The 15604-nt window shown below is 58.5% G+C and carries 10 protein-coding genes and 5 pseudogenes; 5 read left to right on the top strand and 10 right to left on the bottom strand.

The window, feature by feature from the left end:
* Nucleotides 1-57 precede the first annotated feature (57 nt).
* From AB4N33_RS06460 to AB4N33_RS06430, 7 genes and pseudogenes are all read right to left on the bottom strand, one after another.
* Nucleotides 58-2031, bottom strand: a complete 1974-nt coding sequence (locus AB4N33_RS06460; RefSeq protein ID WP_460155219.1) for a hypothetical protein — start codon at nucleotides 2029-2031, stop codon at nucleotides 58-60.
* The gene (locus AB4N33_RS06455; protein ID WP_460124612.1) at nucleotides 2028-2972 is read right to left on the bottom strand and encodes a bpX6 domain-containing protein; all 945 of its coding nucleotides are present in this window, start codon (nucleotides 2970-2972) and stop codon (nucleotides 2028-2030) included. Before AB4N33_RS06455 ends, AB4N33_RS06460 begins: the two co-directional genes overlap by 4 nt.
* Complete coding sequence (locus tag AB4N33_RS06450; protein WP_460124609.1) at nucleotides 2965-4797, bottom strand: hypothetical protein; 1833 nt, start codon at nucleotides 4795-4797, stop codon at nucleotides 2965-2967. Before AB4N33_RS06450 ends, AB4N33_RS06455 begins: the two co-directional genes overlap by 8 nt.
* Entirely contained in the window at nucleotides 4797-5231 is a 435-nt protein-coding gene (locus tag AB4N33_RS06445) for a bpX5 domain-containing protein (protein WP_460124606.1), read from the bottom strand. The genes AB4N33_RS06450 and AB4N33_RS06445 overlap by 1 nt, the downstream gene beginning before the upstream one ends.
* A complete protein-coding gene (locus AB4N33_RS06440; RefSeq protein ID WP_460124604.1) occupies nucleotides 5228-6349 on the bottom strand; it encodes an AAA family ATPase in 1122 nt (373 codons plus the stop codon). The genes AB4N33_RS06445 and AB4N33_RS06440 overlap by 4 nt, the downstream gene beginning before the upstream one ends.
* Before the next feature lie 818 nt (nucleotides 6350-7167).
* A complete protein-coding gene (locus AB4N33_RS06435) occupies nucleotides 7168-7512 on the bottom strand; it encodes a hypothetical protein (RefSeq protein ID WP_460124601.1) in 345 nt (114 codons plus the stop codon).
* Nucleotides 7513-7939: 427 nt separating this feature from the next.
* Nucleotides 7940-8251 (bottom strand): annotated as a pseudogene (locus tag AB4N33_RS06430) (transposase); the annotation flags it as partial.
* Between the two features lie 553 nt (nucleotides 8252-8804).
* Here AB4N33_RS06430 and AB4N33_RS06425 point away from each other — a divergent pair.
* Nucleotides 8805-8963 (top strand): annotated as a pseudogene (locus AB4N33_RS06425) (IS30 family transposase); the annotation flags it as partial.
* A 181-nt stretch (nucleotides 8964-9144) separates the two neighbouring features.
* Here the strand turns inward: AB4N33_RS06425 and AB4N33_RS06420 are convergent.
* Nucleotides 9145-9632 (bottom strand): annotated as a pseudogene (locus tag AB4N33_RS06420) (Lrp/AsnC family transcriptional regulator).
* A gap of 131 nt (nucleotides 9633-9763) precedes the next feature.
* Between AB4N33_RS06420 and AB4N33_RS06415 the strand changes: the two are divergent.
* From AB4N33_RS06415 to AB4N33_RS06400, 4 genes and pseudogenes are all read left to right on the top strand, one after another.
* A pseudogene (locus AB4N33_RS06415) lies at nucleotides 9764-11223 on the top strand (L-lactate permease).
* A gap of 176 nt (nucleotides 11224-11399) precedes the next feature.
* On the top strand, nucleotides 11400-12089 hold the full coding sequence (locus tag AB4N33_RS06410; RefSeq protein WP_460141662.1) for a B3/B4 domain-containing protein: 690 nt from the start codon (nucleotides 11400-11402) through the stop codon (nucleotides 12087-12089).
* Nucleotides 12090-12246: 157 nt separating this feature from the next.
* Nucleotides 12247-12882 (top strand): LysE family translocator, encoded by a 636-nt coding sequence (locus tag AB4N33_RS06405; RefSeq protein WP_460141661.1) that lies wholly within the window; start codon nucleotides 12247-12249, stop codon nucleotides 12880-12882.
* A 104-nt stretch (nucleotides 12883-12986) separates the two neighbouring features.
* Entirely contained in the window at nucleotides 12987-13628 is a 642-nt protein-coding gene (locus tag AB4N33_RS06400) for an FMN-binding negative transcriptional regulator (RefSeq protein WP_460141660.1), read from the top strand.
* Between the two features lie 22 nt (nucleotides 13629-13650).
* Here AB4N33_RS06400 and AB4N33_RS06395 read toward each other — a convergent pair.
* Together AB4N33_RS06395 and AB4N33_RS06390 are read right to left on the bottom strand one after the other, a co-directional pair.
* Nucleotides 13651-14217: pseudogene (locus tag AB4N33_RS06395) on the bottom strand (molybdopterin cofactor-binding domain-containing protein); the annotation flags it as partial.
* 159 nt (nucleotides 14218-14376) lie between these two features.
* Nucleotides 14377-15582: an MFS transporter gene (locus AB4N33_RS06390; protein ID WP_460141659.1), complete on the bottom strand. Its 1206-nt coding sequence runs from the start codon at nucleotides 15580-15582 to the stop codon at nucleotides 14377-14379.
* Between the last annotated feature and the right edge of the window lie 22 nt (nucleotides 15583-15604).

The raw sequence follows: 15604 nt of genomic DNA, 5'->3' as shown, positions 1-15604 counted from the left end.
TATCAAAGCGAGTGTGCAAGGGGCTCGCGGGGTTAAATAAACTGATGCCGGATCTGTTCAGTTGAGGGACATGTTGCGCTGGCTGGCATCATCGACATTGATATGGCTCAAGCGGCCCTGGTGGTCGAACAGCAACCAATCGGCGCCCAGGCAACGCGCTTGCACATCTTGCAGCGGCCATTGCAGTGCAGCGCAGAGGCGGTCACTACTGCGGTGGATGAAATGCCAGCGTGTGTCCTGGTCGGAGACGATATAGCCGATCAACAGCCAGCGTTCGTAGAGAAACAGACGTACGGGATCCTCATAGGCAAACCCTTCAACGCAGCCGGGCAAACGGTAGCCCTTGCGACTGCCGCGCTGCTCCAGCACAAGGATTGGATCGTCCTCTCTCTCGGATTTAATCCGGAATTCAGTGACTTCGCTGGATGCACTGAACAGCTGGTAGCCGTCCTCATGAATCCTGGCGGGCATCGGCTCACGGCTGACCAGCCGACGTTCAGGCAGACGGTAGTGCCAAAGCTGGCTGCCCTCCTGAGGAGAGAATAACCACAGGCATTCGCTCTGCGCATCGTCCTTCAAGCTCACGATCCGGCCAGGCAAATCACTGACATGCCACAGGGTTTCAAACCCGCGGTCAACATCCACCACCCGCAACTGATGCCCGCGGCCGATGGTCCACGCCGTACCATCGAATGACTTGGCGAAAATGTCCAGCATCAGCACGCCCAGATCCGTCGCGGTGCGGTTGACCAGGTCCAGTTTGCTGATTCGCCACACGTCATCGCGTCGGGCCAGAACCAGCGCCATCTGCCGACTATTGGCCAGGACGATCGCCTCAGCAGGTATCGGGAAATGGAAGAGCGGCTTGCCGGCTGCGTCGATCACCACCGCCCCGACCTCACCCAGGGCCACTAAGTAACGTGTATCTTCCAGCGGCACCGCATCGAAAATGGCCCGACTTCCCATCTCCGGCGCCGTCCATTCAAGGGTCGAGTCGACACTCTGCAGCGACAGGCCAGCGGGACGCGGCAGCGCCTGGCCCGGCAGGTCGGCTTGCAGCAGTTTGTCCTTGCTCATTTTGACCAGCGCTTGCAGCTGATTCTGGGTCAACCGCCCGTGGCCGCAGGCCTGATCGGCGACAATAGCGTGTACCGTGGCGCCGGTGAGCCAGGCCAATGCGCCCGCCTGATTCTTGTGCAGCAACAACGTTTCGGCCAGGGCGGCACGCTCGGCGAAGCGCTGGGGATCATCCCGTAGCTGCTCGACCCAAGCCCCGTAGGCCGCCAGGGTATTGGGCAGTAAAATCGCCCGTTTGACCAGCGCTCCGATGGCCAGCCGTCCTCCGGCGACTTCGGCATTGAGCAACCATTGCGCGGCCCGCTCGCGCTCGGCAGGCAGACTCCAGATCACGTCCACGGCTTGCAGCCAGAGGCCCTTGCCGGTCAAGGCTTCGGCCCATTCCAGGCGCAGACGGTCGGCACTCTCGGGCCACCTTTCCTGAAGCATCACCACCGCGTCACCAAAGGCATCGTCACGACGGGCTACCAGCAACGCACGCTGCCAGTTGTCGGCCAGGCACAGCAGACGCACGATCATCGCTGACGGCATATCCCATGCGAGGGCAAGATCGGCCGCTTGCTGGTGACGGCCGTGTTTTTCCAGGTAATCGAGGGATTCCTGGCGCACCTTGAGCAGTTCGGCGAGGACAAACACCGCCTCTTCGACCCGGCCTTCGCGGTCCAGACGTTCAAACGTCTGCCGGTAGATTTGCCGTAGGTGGGACTCCAGATCTTCCTCGAACATCATCGAGCGACTGGGCCCACGGTGCTGATTGATCGCCAGTTCCTGACGCCGCTGTGGAGTACCAAACTCCTGCTCACCGCTGCTTTGCCCATTGCCCAGAGGAATGGCGTGGCGCAGGGCTTCTTCCAGATCGCCGTTTTCGAACATCTCCAGCATGCGCCGCATATAAGCGGCCTGACGCTTTCCATACAACCCGGACAGGCGCGAATGGAGGGTCAGGCGGGTCAACCAGCGACGCCAGGTGGCGGGCTTGTGTTGAACGCGCGTGGCACGCGGTGCAAGCGGCGGCTGCGCCGGTTTCCGTGGCGCCCCCCTTGCACAGGCGCTGCACGACGCAGAAGTTTGCGCGCGCCCATCAACAACAGCGTGAACAACACCGAACCGATCACCGTCCCCACCAGCACACCGCTGAATTCAAACGATACGGGCGCCACTGGACTCGCCGGCAATTTGGGTAAGCCATTATTTTTGCCCTGGGACCCCATCCAAAACAAGGCCACCAGCAACAGCAAGGTCACGCCGAGTTTCAGCCAAGGCATTGATGGGTCTTCGGTATTCTTCCAGGCATTGTTCTTTGGCGTGCTGACTTGAGGAGGGGGCAGGTTATTTTGCGCATGGCGCTGGCGTTCCAGCAGCGCTTGCATCACTCCTTCCCGCTCAGGGCTGACCGGCCCCAGCGCACCACCAAGGATTTCCCGCACATCGGTTGGCACCGCCAGAGGTTCAAGCACCGGTTCCGGCAGCGTGCTGCGACAGTCATAAGTGTCCAGCATGGTGTAACCGCTGACGTCGATCCACTGACCTGGCGCAAGCGGCGCAGCATCGCGCAGTTGCAACGCGCTGACGTGACTACCGCGTACCAGCCAGACATCGGCGGCGGGCAAGCTGCGCATCTCTTGCGGGGCCAGCAGGGCAGAACACAAGGCACGGCCCTGACGGATCAGAGGCCACCCGATCAGCGCTTCGCACTGAACCGATACTGACTGGCGAAAACGCAGCAAGTCGCCGTCGGCGAAGCGATAGACGCTGGCGCCGGTTTGCCACTGATCGAGGATCAAGTGCGCACGCTCGCACTCGTCAAAGCGCTCGAGGGAAAACCACACCCCTTCAATCTGTTGATGACCGGTAAGCACCGGGCGGCGAATTAATGCTGCGTCGTGCTCAAGCATCGGCGCCTTCCTTGTGTTTTTCCGGTATCTGGTTACAGAACACTTGCAGGCGCATGGTGCGCATGGGAACCGAGTACACCAGCAACTCTCGGGCGCTGGTCAAGGCTGCGACCAGGCCGCTCATGGGGCAGAAACTGACCCTGGAAATGGCATGGGAGGTCGTGAACAATACACGCTGCTGCCCTTCGCAATACAGGGCGATAATTTGCTGATTGGGGCTGAGCAATACCAGGGAATAGTGGTCATCACCCTCTTGCAGCAGCAAACCCAAACCCTTCCAGCGGCTGGCCAGATCGATCCGTTCCATCTGCACCGGGCGACCAGTGGCCGAGATCACCCGCCAGCTCTCGCTGCCATTGTCGACAGAGAGCAACGCACAGCCACCGAAAGACCGGCGCCACAGTGGACTGGCGGCAAACAGAACCTGGCTCACACCTTCGGCGACGCCGAGCACGTGGGCGCGTGATCCGATCCCGTCGGCGCCGACCGAATGGGCATACAAACGACCGCCGTCATTCTGCACATAGGCCACCACGTCCTTATCGACCTTGGCCAGACCCAGGACCCTATCCGCCAAACGGTGGGTTTTCCCGGTCGCTGGCAGGGTGGGAGATTTTCCGGTTTCCACCACCCAAAAGGCCAGATGACCCTGGGTATCCAGCAGAAACAGGCGGCCGACCGAGCCGCCGCGCAACCAGGCTGCGGGTAACAGTGTCGCGGTGCCGGGCGGTAGTTGCAGCTCTTCGCGGCTGGGCTTATGGATTGGTGTCAGACCGGGCATATTCCAGAACGACAGCTGCTGCTCGTAGCTCAACACCGCGCCGAGGGTGCGGCTTAAAAAGGTTACGGTCAGTGGCACCCGCCCGGCACTCCAAAGACTGCGGCGGATTTCCAAGGGTTTTTTCTGGTTTTCAGCCGGCAGTTTGATCACCACCATGCCAGCCTCGTCGAGTATTCTCAGCGCGATATGGGTACCCGCACTGGAGATGACCGGCGGCAAGGTCAAGGAGACGCGCGGCACACTGCCTTTAAGCGATGGCGCTACCACCACCTCACCGTCAAACTGACCTTTAAGCAACTGCAAGGCCAAACGCTCGTCGGGGATCGGCAGCGACACAAGCCGGGTGGTCGCTGCCTGCAATTCAAAGGACAGTTTCTGCCCGTCAAGGCTACGATGTACCTGAACCCGGTGGGTGCACGACTGGCTGTCGGTCTTGGGTAAACGCTGACCAACGATCCAGCATTCCCCGGCATTGTGTTGCTGTTCGGCCAGCCAGGCGCGCCAGGCATGCCAGTGTTCATCGCCCACCAACTGATAGGTGCGGGCATTGAGCAGGCGCTTGAGTTGCGACGAGGTGTCGAGTTCATGGAGCCGAGGCGCGTTTTGCAGAATGCCCCACCGCAACTCGGCACCGGCCTCCTGAGCGCGCCGCGCGAGCAACATCAGCAAAGCGAGGTGAACCAGACGCGCTGCGCCCAATTGCAAGGGGCCGGCATCAAACAAGACGACGATCATGCGGTTGGCCTGGCGTCCGCGGTACTGCGGCACGATGAACATATGCTCACCCACCACCGCCCGGCGCAGGAATTCTTCGGGCACCTCATCGGCTAGCAGCCATTCGCTGGACAACAGCCGTTCATAGGGACCACGGCGTCGCAGGTCGCCCAGGCCATCGGGCTCGGGCACGCCACCTTGTTGCAGACCGCGCAATGGACCCAGCATCGGGTTGAGACGGCCCAGCAGGTCGGCGAACAGCGGCCATTGCTCGGGGGCAAACCATTCCAGCCATTGGCGCCAGGGGTGCAAGGATTCAGGTAACTGCATCAGCGTCCCGCCCAATACGCATCGATTCGCTGCAAATGCTGCAGGGTTACCGGAAGTTGTCGATCGAGGGGAACCACCACCGGCGGGTCGCGCCACAGCAACAGCGGTGAACGTAAAAATCCCGTCGACAACGCCTGGCACACCAGATCGGTCGGCACCTCGGGCTCCCAACTGGTGGGCAACCACAGCCCCGGCGCACGTTCATCCGCCGAGGCGTATTCGACACCGTCGACCCAGGGCAGATCGCTGGCAACACCCGACACCACCAGCACGTCGCGATTGGCCGTGGCTTGCAGACGTGCTACCTGCTCTAAGGGCATCAGTAACAACCGTGCATGCAGGCGCCGCGCGGCATCGCCCCAGGCCACGGCGGCCTGCGGTTCGGCAGGCACCTGCCGGGGCCGCCAGGCCCAGCCCATTGCTGAGACACTCATGCAGCGGACGTCAACAGGCGGGTCATTAGCCCACGCACTTCCTGCAACCGCGCCGGCATGGTCTGGCTATTGAAGTTGGCATCGATCTCCCGCAGCAGGCCTTCCAGTAAGGGGCTTGCCGGCGGCTCGGTGCGTGCCAGGTATTCCTCGGCTGTTTCCAGCAGGCGATTGAGTCGCGACATCGGCTGCAAGGTCGCCTCCTCCACGGCACTGAACAAATGGCTGTTGGTGGACTGCGCGAAGATCTCACGCAGAACCTCGCGGCCATGCTGCTGGGTTTCTTTGGTCGGCAACACATACAACAGCGGCCACAGGTCCGCTTCGCTGGCCTCAATACGCCCACCGAGCAAAGCTGCAGCAGCGATCAGCCGTTGGGATTTGACAATGCGTCGGTCCGACAACTGGATACCGGCCTCACGCAAACGGCGGATCGCTTGGGCCAATGAGGGGCGAACCAGAGTGAGATCGACATTTTTCAGGGCCTGACCGAGGGTGTCCAGCTGACTCAAGCCAAGCAACTGCTGAACCGGCCGTTGCTCGGACTGCCAACCACCCGCCAGCATTGCTTCCAGCTGACTATCTGGCACCGATTCGACAAACAGGTGCAGTAGGAATCGGTCGCCAAATGCCGCCAAGGCTTCGTCGTCCGGTAGGCCATTGGCCGCCCCGACACAGACCCGCAGCGGGCATTGGATCTGAGTATGGCCTCGACGAAAGCGTCGCTCGTTGAGCACTCCCAGTAGCGTATTGAGGATCGCCGTAGAACCGAGGAAGACTTCGTCGAGAAACACAATATCGGCTTCTGGAAGCATGCCGCTGACATCAGTTTCCACCGTACCTTCGCGCAGTTTTTTCAGGTCCACCGCGCCAAACAGCTCCGAAGGCTCGGTAAAACGGCCCAGCAGGTATTCGAAATAGCGCCCCCCCATGGATTGCGCAACCCGCCGCACCACTGCGCTTTTGGCTGTGCCCGGCGGGCCGATCACCAGGATGTGCTCCTGGGCAACGGCGGCCAGAACAATCAGCTCGGCCAACTGTTCGCGCCCCACCAAGCCTTCGGTGGCTACACGAACGGCCTGGCGAATTTGCGCAGCAGCGCTCTGCAATGAAGCAATCATGGGCATCTTCCCTGAAACTGGAGCCGTGAATCTTGCCTGACTGAATGGCTCTGTCACAAGTCAACTAGAGACATAAGTGGCTATTTGTCATCATTTTCCATGTGGGAGTCCTTTGTTTGCGTAACCAACGCTGCGATGTCCCGCTGTGAGCGTCGGCTTGGGTCGATTGCGACTCTTGGTGACCGGCAGAAATCGGCCAGAAGCGGACTGTGCACGGGTAGATGCTGGCATCCCAACGCTGGCATTCTAGTAACCACACAACGCAAACAAGGAACATCCATGTTGGTCATTGAAATTGATCGGGATAGCGTGCTGCAGGGGATGATTTGGAAAGTCACAGGACATCAATCAGGCTTGATCCAGCAGTAACAATGGGTGCTTTGTTCGAAGCGATCCAAGCTATGGGTTACCTGCCTGGCCTCAGTGGAGGCAAGGCGACGTGGATTATTTGTTCGTCTGGCAAACATATAGGTGTTATCGCTCAGCAATGGCCAGAAACTAAATTGCTAATCCCCGCCGAGAGCATCCTGAGTCAGTATTTTCGGGATACCGAACCTATGCTTCTGTTCAGATATTGGTGCCAGACAGATCCAGACCATGTCTTTTCAAAGATCAAAGCTGGAAACGAACCGCCGTCTCGATTGTAGGACTGGCGGGGGCCGCCTATTGACCAAGAAGCTGAAATGTCTGCTTTCGATTGTGGTGGCCCGATGTGGTGGAGAACACTAGGCTATTTGCGGCCTGTTGCGGAGGTGGGCTACCGATCTACAGCTGCATCCTTTCGTTATCAGATCAGGTCGAAGGCTCACACCTGTAAGCTAAAGTTTTTCGTACACTACCTCGAATTCTTCACCCAATTCTTGTTGAATGGATTTCAGTAATTTAGCGGCGGCCACGTCAAATCTTGCGTAATCGTCTGCACCCCAAGGGCCGGGGTCAGGTGGAGAGTCCCAGTTCAGCGAGGTGTCATGCCACTGTGAAAGCTCGTTAAGCATTGCCTGGACTTCGTTACTGAGTGGTAGCCTCTCTTCAATAGGCCCTGCAGAAAATTTCTCCCGGGTATTATTGTTTCCACACCAAAGGCAACCGCCGCCCCATTCGAACATTAAGCGAACTCGATAGCGTTTTGCCCTCATCATTGGACCCCATTTTTTGTGGTACATGGTGAGCACAATAGGCTGGCAAACATCTCCACGCTAGACCAGCAACTGTTGCGACTGGCAGCAAATGGGTCGTTTTGAGCCGGTCACGACAGGCAGAAAACGACCCCAAATGGTTTTAATGCAGCGTCCAAATCAGGGTTTGAATGGATCGATCCAGCCAGGCCTAAGTCCTGCCTCGAATTCTTTGCGTACGTAGGTGAGCGACTCTGCGCATCCCATTTCCGCCTCGATGGCGCCTATGCATCCCCAGCAATCTCCGCCGCAATTACCTGATAGCGGATCTGCCGGGTTGTCGAGTAAGCATCTGCAGATTGTGCAGTATTCCGGCTCGTTGCTGTTTGTCATGATCCCGCTCTCCAAACGTCCGGCCTTGGCCGGTTTCTGCCTCTCGTCACAGCAAGAGATCGGCCAGCAGCGGACATTTATTGAAATCCGGCATCAAACGTCCGGTCAACCACATCAGTTCGACGTTGCGTTGGGCTTCTCGCTCCAGGCGTCGGCTCGACTGGATGCGGTTGAGATAGCCGTAAATGTAGATTTTCAGCAGGATCGCGAGGTGGTAAGCAGGCCGGCCAGTGTCGGCTGGAATGGCACCTTCAAAACCCAGATTGACCAGGTCGAGTTCGTCGACAAAGACGTCGACTACGCGCACCGGATTGGTATCGCTGACGTAGTCGTCGAGGCTCTCGGGAAGTAAGGTGCCTTGGCCTCGATGTTCACCTTGGATAAAGCGCTTGATGGGCGATCCCTTCGATGAAATTCTCAGAAATCATCGCAGGGCTAACGGTTGCGTTATGTTCAGACATTAATGCCTTTTTCGACCGACTGTAGTTGCCTTACCGGGTCCCAACCACTCGGTGACGCTTGAGCTTTGCTCCACCAAAGCATTCCATTAGAGATCCATAATCTCCGCAGATCAGCATGAGCAGATGTCGCGTCATCGTAGCCAAACTGTGTACCGCAGGACGGGCAGATGTCAAACGAAGAGCAACCAACGCCGTCGTATGGAGGATCTTCAAGCCCGGCGTATCCACAAACCGGACAAAGATATGAAACGTTGCCTGCAATCATCCAACCCCCAGATTTCTAGCCTCTAGCCCACGCTGTCGGCGTGCCTTCTGATCGTCGAAATTTTATACTGAATCTGAGCAACTGATGTCTGACTAGGGCTGAGTAGAGCGAAACACTCCGGGTGAACGTGGCTAACAAGGGTTTTGACACACTCTGGGCTGTGGATTCAACCGGTCGATGCAACACAACTAAATTCTGTATAAGCAGAAGGAGTGTTGCAGATGAAGCAGAGACCGCGGATCTATTACACCGAAAGCCAGAAAAAGCTGATGTGGGATCACTGGCAGAAAGGCGACTCTCTCCAGCACATAGCCCAACTATTTGATCGAAACCATTCATCGATACAGCGCGTCTTGGCGGAAACAGGCGGTATCAGACCCGCTGTGAATCGCCCCGGATCCTCTAGACACCTTGCAAGCTCATTGCGTAACGCTTTTCAAACTCTACCAGCGACAGCCGATTGTTGAAACCATGGTGACGCGTTGATCGCCGTGAGACCTACCGATTCCTCGCTCTTTAATTTCAGCATTCAGAATCCGCAAGACGCTGTTGCATAAGCGGTTATCCAGGCACGCTCGGCACATCAAGCCCGACTTTCACACGGTCAAGCGCCACGATTGTCTTGAACCAGGTGACGTTGGAATTTTCGGCAAACAATCGCCGCGCCAAAGCCTGGTATTCCTTCATGCTGGCAACGGTTAACACCAGGACGAAATCCACTTCGCCGGTGACGTAGTAGCACTGCTGAACTTCGGGCACCGCGAAGTGTGCCTTCATCGCCTCCAGCGCCTCGATACTGGTGCGCTCTGCCATCACTTCCACAATGATCGTGATCGGCCGTCCTACAGCGGTCGGATCCACGACGGCGACGTTGCCTGTGATGACTCCCCCTCTTCCATTCGCTTGATGCGGCGCTGAACGGCGGCCGTGGAAAGATTGACCTGCTCGGCCACAAGGCGCAGCGGCATCGTGTTGTCGCGCTGGATGAGATCGAGGATGGCCCGGTCGAAATTGTCCAGCAATTCAGGTGCAGCGTTGTTCTTTGCCATAGTCGACCCGCGAGAAATTTTCTCGAAAACTACCAGAAAACTGCGGCCCTTTATCGAGTCAGGAGAAATATTATCTCGCCAGCAGTCTGCATTCGCAGCCTTGATCGGAAACACACACAGGATTTACTGGCATGCTCGCACTGTTCCATCTTTCCCCCGTCCTGTTGGTGACAGCCATGCTCGTCGTGCTGCGTCGGCCCCCCGTCCACGCCGCCATTGCGGGCACTCTATCGGTCATGGTGCTCTGGCTCGCCGGCGCTGCCGACGCGTGGCGCCCAGGCAGTATGTTGGCCGCGGCTCAGGATACGGCCGTGCTGTTTGCAAGTACGGCGTTCGTGATCGTTCCCGGCCTGGTCTTCGTGATTTTTATTGAGCGCATGGGCGTCAACCAGGCGCTTAGCCAATGGGTGCGGTCGCTGGGGCTTGGACGCGGCGATCAAGTGTTGTTTATCGTCCTTGGACTGGCACCGTTGCTCGAAGCGATGACCGGCTTCGGCGTGTCGTTGATCGCTACGGTGCCCCTGCTGCTCAGTCTGTTCGAACGTCGGGTCGCGCTACGAATAGCATTGACCGGCATGGCAATCATGCCTTGGGGAACGTTGGGCTTGGCATCTGTCATCGGCGCTTCACTGGTTCACCTGGATGCACCCGCGCTGGCATCGACCTCGGCACTGACCAGCGCACCGGTTTTTTGGCCCTCAGTGCAATCGCGCTTTATCTAGCCAGCGTTCGCGACTCGCGGGAATGGAGGGCGTTGGGCGTTTTCTGGCTGCTGTTTGTGGGCGTGCTTTACAGTGCCAGTCGGTGGCTGGGGCCGGAAGTGGCCGGGGTTGCCGCGGGCCTGGTGACGGCAGCAGCGGTACTCTCCACCGGGCTGTGGCGCCTGCGCCGCAACGATAGCGAGCACGGTGCGGTGCAATGGCCGCGTCAGGCATGGCCTTACCTGGTGCTGATCTTCTGCATTGTCGCGTTGAAGATGGTGTGGACGATCACCTCCTGGCAGGATCACTGGGTTGTACAGGGCGCCCAGGTCACCTGGAAGCCCCTCGCCTCACCCGGCCTGGCGTTGGTTCTGGTGCTGATCGGGCTAGGGTTTCACGCGCGCAACGCACAACGCCAGACAGCACTCGACATCAACATGCCTGCTGCGCTGGTGGCGCGGGCGAAGCGGCCCTTGTTGACCATTTTCTTCTTTCTCGCGATGTCGCAGATGATGGTGAAGGCCGGCTTCCTCACGGGTTTGATGCAACTGCTGGCGGGCCTGTCGTCCACCGCCGCGACGTCGCTGGTTGCCATGTTTGGCGCGCTGTCAGGCTACATGACCGGGTCTAATGTTGGCGGCAACGCGATCTTCATGCCGGCCATCGCGATGTTGCCCGAATCCTCTCGCCTATTGTTGGCGGCAGTCCAGAACAGCTCGGCAGGGCATGCAGCACTGGGCTCGCTGTCGGTCGTCATGCTGATCCTGGGACTTGCTAAAACCCAGGCCAAGGAGGAAGGCGAACTGGTCAGGTTTGGCTTCATGCTGGTCTGTCTCAATACCGCATTGGTCGCGTCGGGTGCAGCGTTGCTGAGTGGATGGTTTGGATAGCAGGTGATTGGCAGGCAGATGGCCCCAATGGTCCCAGCGCCCATGCTCGCTGGTTAACTGAATAAGCATTACTTATGCACCATGACGTTAAATCATTAGATCTAATGGTCCTGAAGGGTTAAAAATCGACGCCGTAATCACCCTTACTGCGGAGGTAGTTAGCCTTGGAGGCCAGCATGTCGTTTGTCGCTCCGGTTCTTGATCCCCAAATAGCTGAAATTGCACCCGGTTTCCGAGCGCTGAGTATCTGCGTCGACGCTTCGCCGATCGAGCACCCTCAGGTTGCAGCAATCGCACTTGAAAAGGTGTGCGAGTCGCTGGTCGCTGGCACCCCGGCTTGGGCCGAGCGTCATTTGGCGGCGTGGGCCGATACATTCAGGCAATTCGGCGCCAAACCACAGCGTACTCCGTGCTCCGGCGAGGCGTTGCGTAAGCGCGTATTGCGAGATGGCAGCCTTCCCAGCATCGATCCCATCGTCGACTTGTACAACGCCATCAGCATCAAGTACGCCCTACCCGTTGGCGGAGAAAATTTTGATGCGTACATCGGTGCTCCCCGTTTGACCATTGCCGATGGCACTGAGCTGTTTGACACAACCAAAGATGGCCGTGCAGCCAACGAGTCTCCAGAAAAGGGCGAAGTCATTTGGCGAGATGACCACGGCGTGACTTGCCGACGCTGGAACTGGCGTCAGGGCACCCGGACGCGGCTGGACTCAAACGCCAAGCGGATGTGGTTCATTCTGGAGAGTCTTCCTGAAATGCCCCTGGAGGCCCTGAGAGCTGCTGGAAATGAGCTGAGCAACGGACTTCAGCAGATGATGCCAGGGGCCAAAATTGAGTCGCAGCTGATTGAGTTCTACTGATCGCAACAACAATGTCTGGAGGTCTAGGCGCTTTTACACTTAGCCTCGTTACTGACGACTGATGCCTCGACGCGTAATGTGCTTGATCTTGTGCGGCGATTTGAAGTCGAATCAGGTCAACGAACATTGACCTGATCACATGTGAGAAACCTCAAGAATGCCGTTCGACTTCAACCATCTGCTGATTGTGCTGACCGTCTACGTCATCGGTGCGGCCAGCCCGGGGCCCAGCAACATGCGAATCATGGGGGTGGCAATGCATCAGGGGCGGCGCCCTGCCCTGATGCTTGCATTCGGTGTCATCAGCGGCTCGTTCTTTTGGGGAGGAATGGCGGCAACAGGTATCTCGGCCATCTTGACGACCTATGCCCAGGCCATCATCGCGCTCAAGATTCTAGGCGGGGCTTACCTTCTTTTTCTCGCCATCAAGGCCGCTCGTTCCGCAATGGTTACGAACGAGCACTCGAGCAAAACGTCAGCGGCTGCGCCCAAGGTTTCGGGATTCAAGCTGTACAAACAGGGATTGATGATGCACTTGACCAATCCCAAGGCTTTGCTCGGTTGGGTCGCCACAATGACGTTAGGGTTGGGACCGCAAGCATCGACAACGACTGTTGCCATCACCCTGGCTTCTTGTGGTGTATTAAGCGTCACCATTTTTTGTGGATACGCCTTGCTTTTCTCAACGGCACCGATGGTCAAGGCATATCGACTTGCACGCCGAGGCATCGAGGGAACGCTGGCATTGGTATTCGGCGTCGCAGGCATAAAGCTGCTGCTTAGCCGTTCATGAGCGTGATGGGTGCAGGCAGGTCCTGGCAAGTAATGTCAGGCGTTAACATCAATCAATTCGCGCCCAAGTCGCTAAAGCTTCCCAATGTTCAAGAGGCGTAGCTGATGTATCTACCATCGCACTTCAGCGTGTCGGCACCGGAACAGCTGCATCAGCTAATGGTGCAATATCCGTTTGCCACGATCATCACCCAGGGCAGCGTAGGGCTGGATGCTAACCACCTCCCCTTCGACCTAGACACTAGCGCAGGAAAGCTTGGAACACTACGAGCCCATGTCGCGCGTGACAATCCCCTTTGGCGAGAGGTACAGCCTGATCAAGAGGTGCTGGTCATCTTCCGGGCGGGTGACGCCTATATTTCGCCTCAGTGGTATCCGAGTAAGCACGAGCACCAGAAGCAGGTTCCGACCTGGAATTACCGAGTGGTCCATGCACACGGAAAAATTCGAGTGCTCGACGATACGAGGGCTGTTCGCGGCATCGTAGCCAAGCTGACGCGAACACATGAACAGCTTCAGGAAAAGCCGTGGAAGATCACTGACAGCCCACAAGACTACATGGAGGACATGCTCAGAAGAATCGTCGGGATCGAGGTTGAAATAACTCGGCTGATCGGCAAATTGAAACTCAGCCAGGATGATGAGCGCCGGGACGCTCTGAATGCCGGTCAAATCCTGATTGAGCGAGGCGAACAGGAAATCGGGTCCGCGATGGTCGCCGTGACTCATGGAGATCAACCTTCTTGATTTCAAGGCTGAATGGGATGACTGATGGCCTTGAGTTTGAGCACTTGAGTACCACCCGGTTGCGCACTTGCAAATTGCGAATCGCGTAGCCCCCCGTCAGGTTGCCGTGCATACGGTAGAAAGTCGCAGGCTCCGGCGCTCTGAGGTAAGCGCCACAATCGTCGATCTGGTCGTAACGTAACGCGGTGATGCGGCCACCCTCGATCGCGTCTTTGGCCAGATAGCGGCTGTCAGCGATCACCACCGCCACCGGCTCACCCACGTAGCGCACCTTGTCGACGGCGACGCACCAGTGCTCCATCGGTTGCCGTACACCCACGGGAAACGGCAGCGCCCAGCGTTTGACGTCTTCGCCAACCAGCACGCCGTGCACACCTTTCATTAGCAGCGCGTTGGAAAAGTCCACCGAGGTGATGCGAGCATGAGCGTGGGGTGAACGGATGATTGCTGCATGCAGCGTGCCTGGAGGGATCGCAGCGTCATCAGCGTAGCACCCTTGGCCACGCAACAATGCGGCGTCCTCGACGCGGGTCTGACGGGCGCCGATAGGGCCGGTCCGGCTTTCGGTAGCAGTTTGGAAACTAGTCATTTTTCGCGGCTCTTGTTGTTTTGCAGCGCGATTGCGTTAGAGCCGAGTGTGTGAGAAAGGCGCGGGAAGCGCCTTGCCCGAGGAGATGGAGTTCTGCGCCAGGGTCTGAAAATTAGCCTTAGCGTCTGATTTTCAAAATTGGGACCGCACAGCAGCGCCTCAGTGACCGACCACTACTGCGCCCGAGCGCCGGTCACCGGCGGGAAACCCATGCGCTCGTGCCTGAAGCGCGATGGTCAGACTGCCCAGCAGCAACGCCGCCAATACCCACGGAAACACCGCCACTCCCCAATGCCCAAGCAGCACGCCACCGAGCAGCCCACCTCCTGCTATCGCGCTGTTCCAGACCACGACATTCATGGACAGGGCGACATCTGCACCCTCGCCTGCTGAATCAGCCAAAGCGGTTTGTAGCAGCGTGGCGGCGCCGCCAAAGGTCAGCCCCCAGATGAATGTGCCGATGTAAATGGCCGTGGCCGAAGGCGAGAGAACGCCGAACAGCACCGAAACCACGGCAAACGTCGCGAGGCTGGCCAGTACCGTATTGCGAAGATGGCGGTCCACCAACCGTCCGGTTATCCAGATGCCCATCAGCGCGGCGACGCCAAACACCAGCAGCACCACATCCACATTGCCGGTCAGCCCGGCTTGGGACACGAAGGGCGCGATGTAGGTGTAGAGAATGTTGTGCGCCAGCATCCACGTGACCACGACTCCCAGTACGGAGCGCACGCCGGGTGTCACCAGCACGCGCCGCAGCGGCAGACGCTGCTCTGAGGTTTGCCCCGGATAGTCGGGCACCTGGATCAGCACCCAGGCGATCAATACCAACGTCAACGCCGACATAAGCCCGAATGCCATGCGCCAGCCAATCAACCCGCCCAGCCAGGTACCCATCGGCACGCCCAGCGACAAGGCGATTGGCGTACCCACCATGGCCACCGCCAGCGCACGGCCCTGGGACTCGGGCGCCACCATGCGTCGTGCATATCCGGCAATGAGGCTCCAGGCGAGCCCTGCCGACACGCCGGCGAAAAAACGCGCCACAAGGATGAGCCAATAGTTTGAAGACAGCGCAGTGACCGAGTTGAAAACCAGAAACCCGACGATGGTGACCAGCAGCACCGTGCGCCGCCGCCAGCCCTGGGTCGCGATGGTCAGTGGGATTGCCGCGATCAACGAACCCAGCGCATAGACCGTGACCATTTGCCCCGCCATGGCGGGCGAGATAGCCAGCCCGCTCACGATCTGAGGCAGCAGGCCCGCGGGCAATGTTTCAGTCAGGATGCAGATAAATCCAGTCATCGCCAGCGCAAGCAACGCCCCGTAAGGCAATGCCTTTGAGTGCGGTTCATTTCTATTCATTGGTTATCGCCCTACTTATGTA

The organism is Pseudomonas sp. S1_E05 (assembly GCF_056337105.1).
This window is presented reverse-complemented; position numbering and strand designations above follow the sequence as displayed.

Bases quoted from the DNA above. Each gene is read 5' to 3' on its own strand.
- AB4N33_RS06435 (WP_460124601.1), bottom strand. From the start codon at position 7,512: ATGTACCACAAAAAATGGGGTCCAATGATGAGGGCAAAACGCTATCGA.
- AB4N33_RS06405 (WP_460141661.1), top strand. From the start codon at position 12,247: ATGCCGTTCGACTTCAACCATCTGCTGATTGTGCTGACCGTCTACGTC.
- AB4N33_RS06390 (WP_460141659.1), bottom strand. From the start codon at position 15,582: ATGAATAGAAATGAACCGCACTCAAAGGCATTGCCTTACGGGGCGTTG.
- AB4N33_RS06450 (WP_460124609.1), bottom strand. From the start codon at position 4,797: ATGCAGTTACCTGAATCCTTGCACCCCTGGCGCCAATGGCTGGAATGG.
- AB4N33_RS06445 (WP_460124606.1), bottom strand. From the start codon at position 5,231: ATGAGTGTCTCAGCAATGGGCTGGGCCTGGCGGCCCCGGCAGGTGCCT.
- AB4N33_RS06455 (WP_460124612.1), bottom strand. From the start codon at position 2,972: ATGCTTGAGCACGACGCAGCATTAATTCGCCGCCCGGTGCTTACCGGT.
- AB4N33_RS06440 (WP_460124604.1), bottom strand. From the start codon at position 6,349: ATGATTGCTTCATTGCAGAGCGCTGCTGCGCAAATTCGCCAGGCCGTT.
- AB4N33_RS06400 (WP_460141660.1), top strand. From the start codon at position 12,987: ATGTATCTACCATCGCACTTCAGCGTGTCGGCACCGGAACAGCTGCAT.
- AB4N33_RS06410 (WP_460141662.1), top strand. From the start codon at position 11,400: ATGTCGTTTGTCGCTCCGGTTCTTGATCCCCAAATAGCTGAAATTGCA.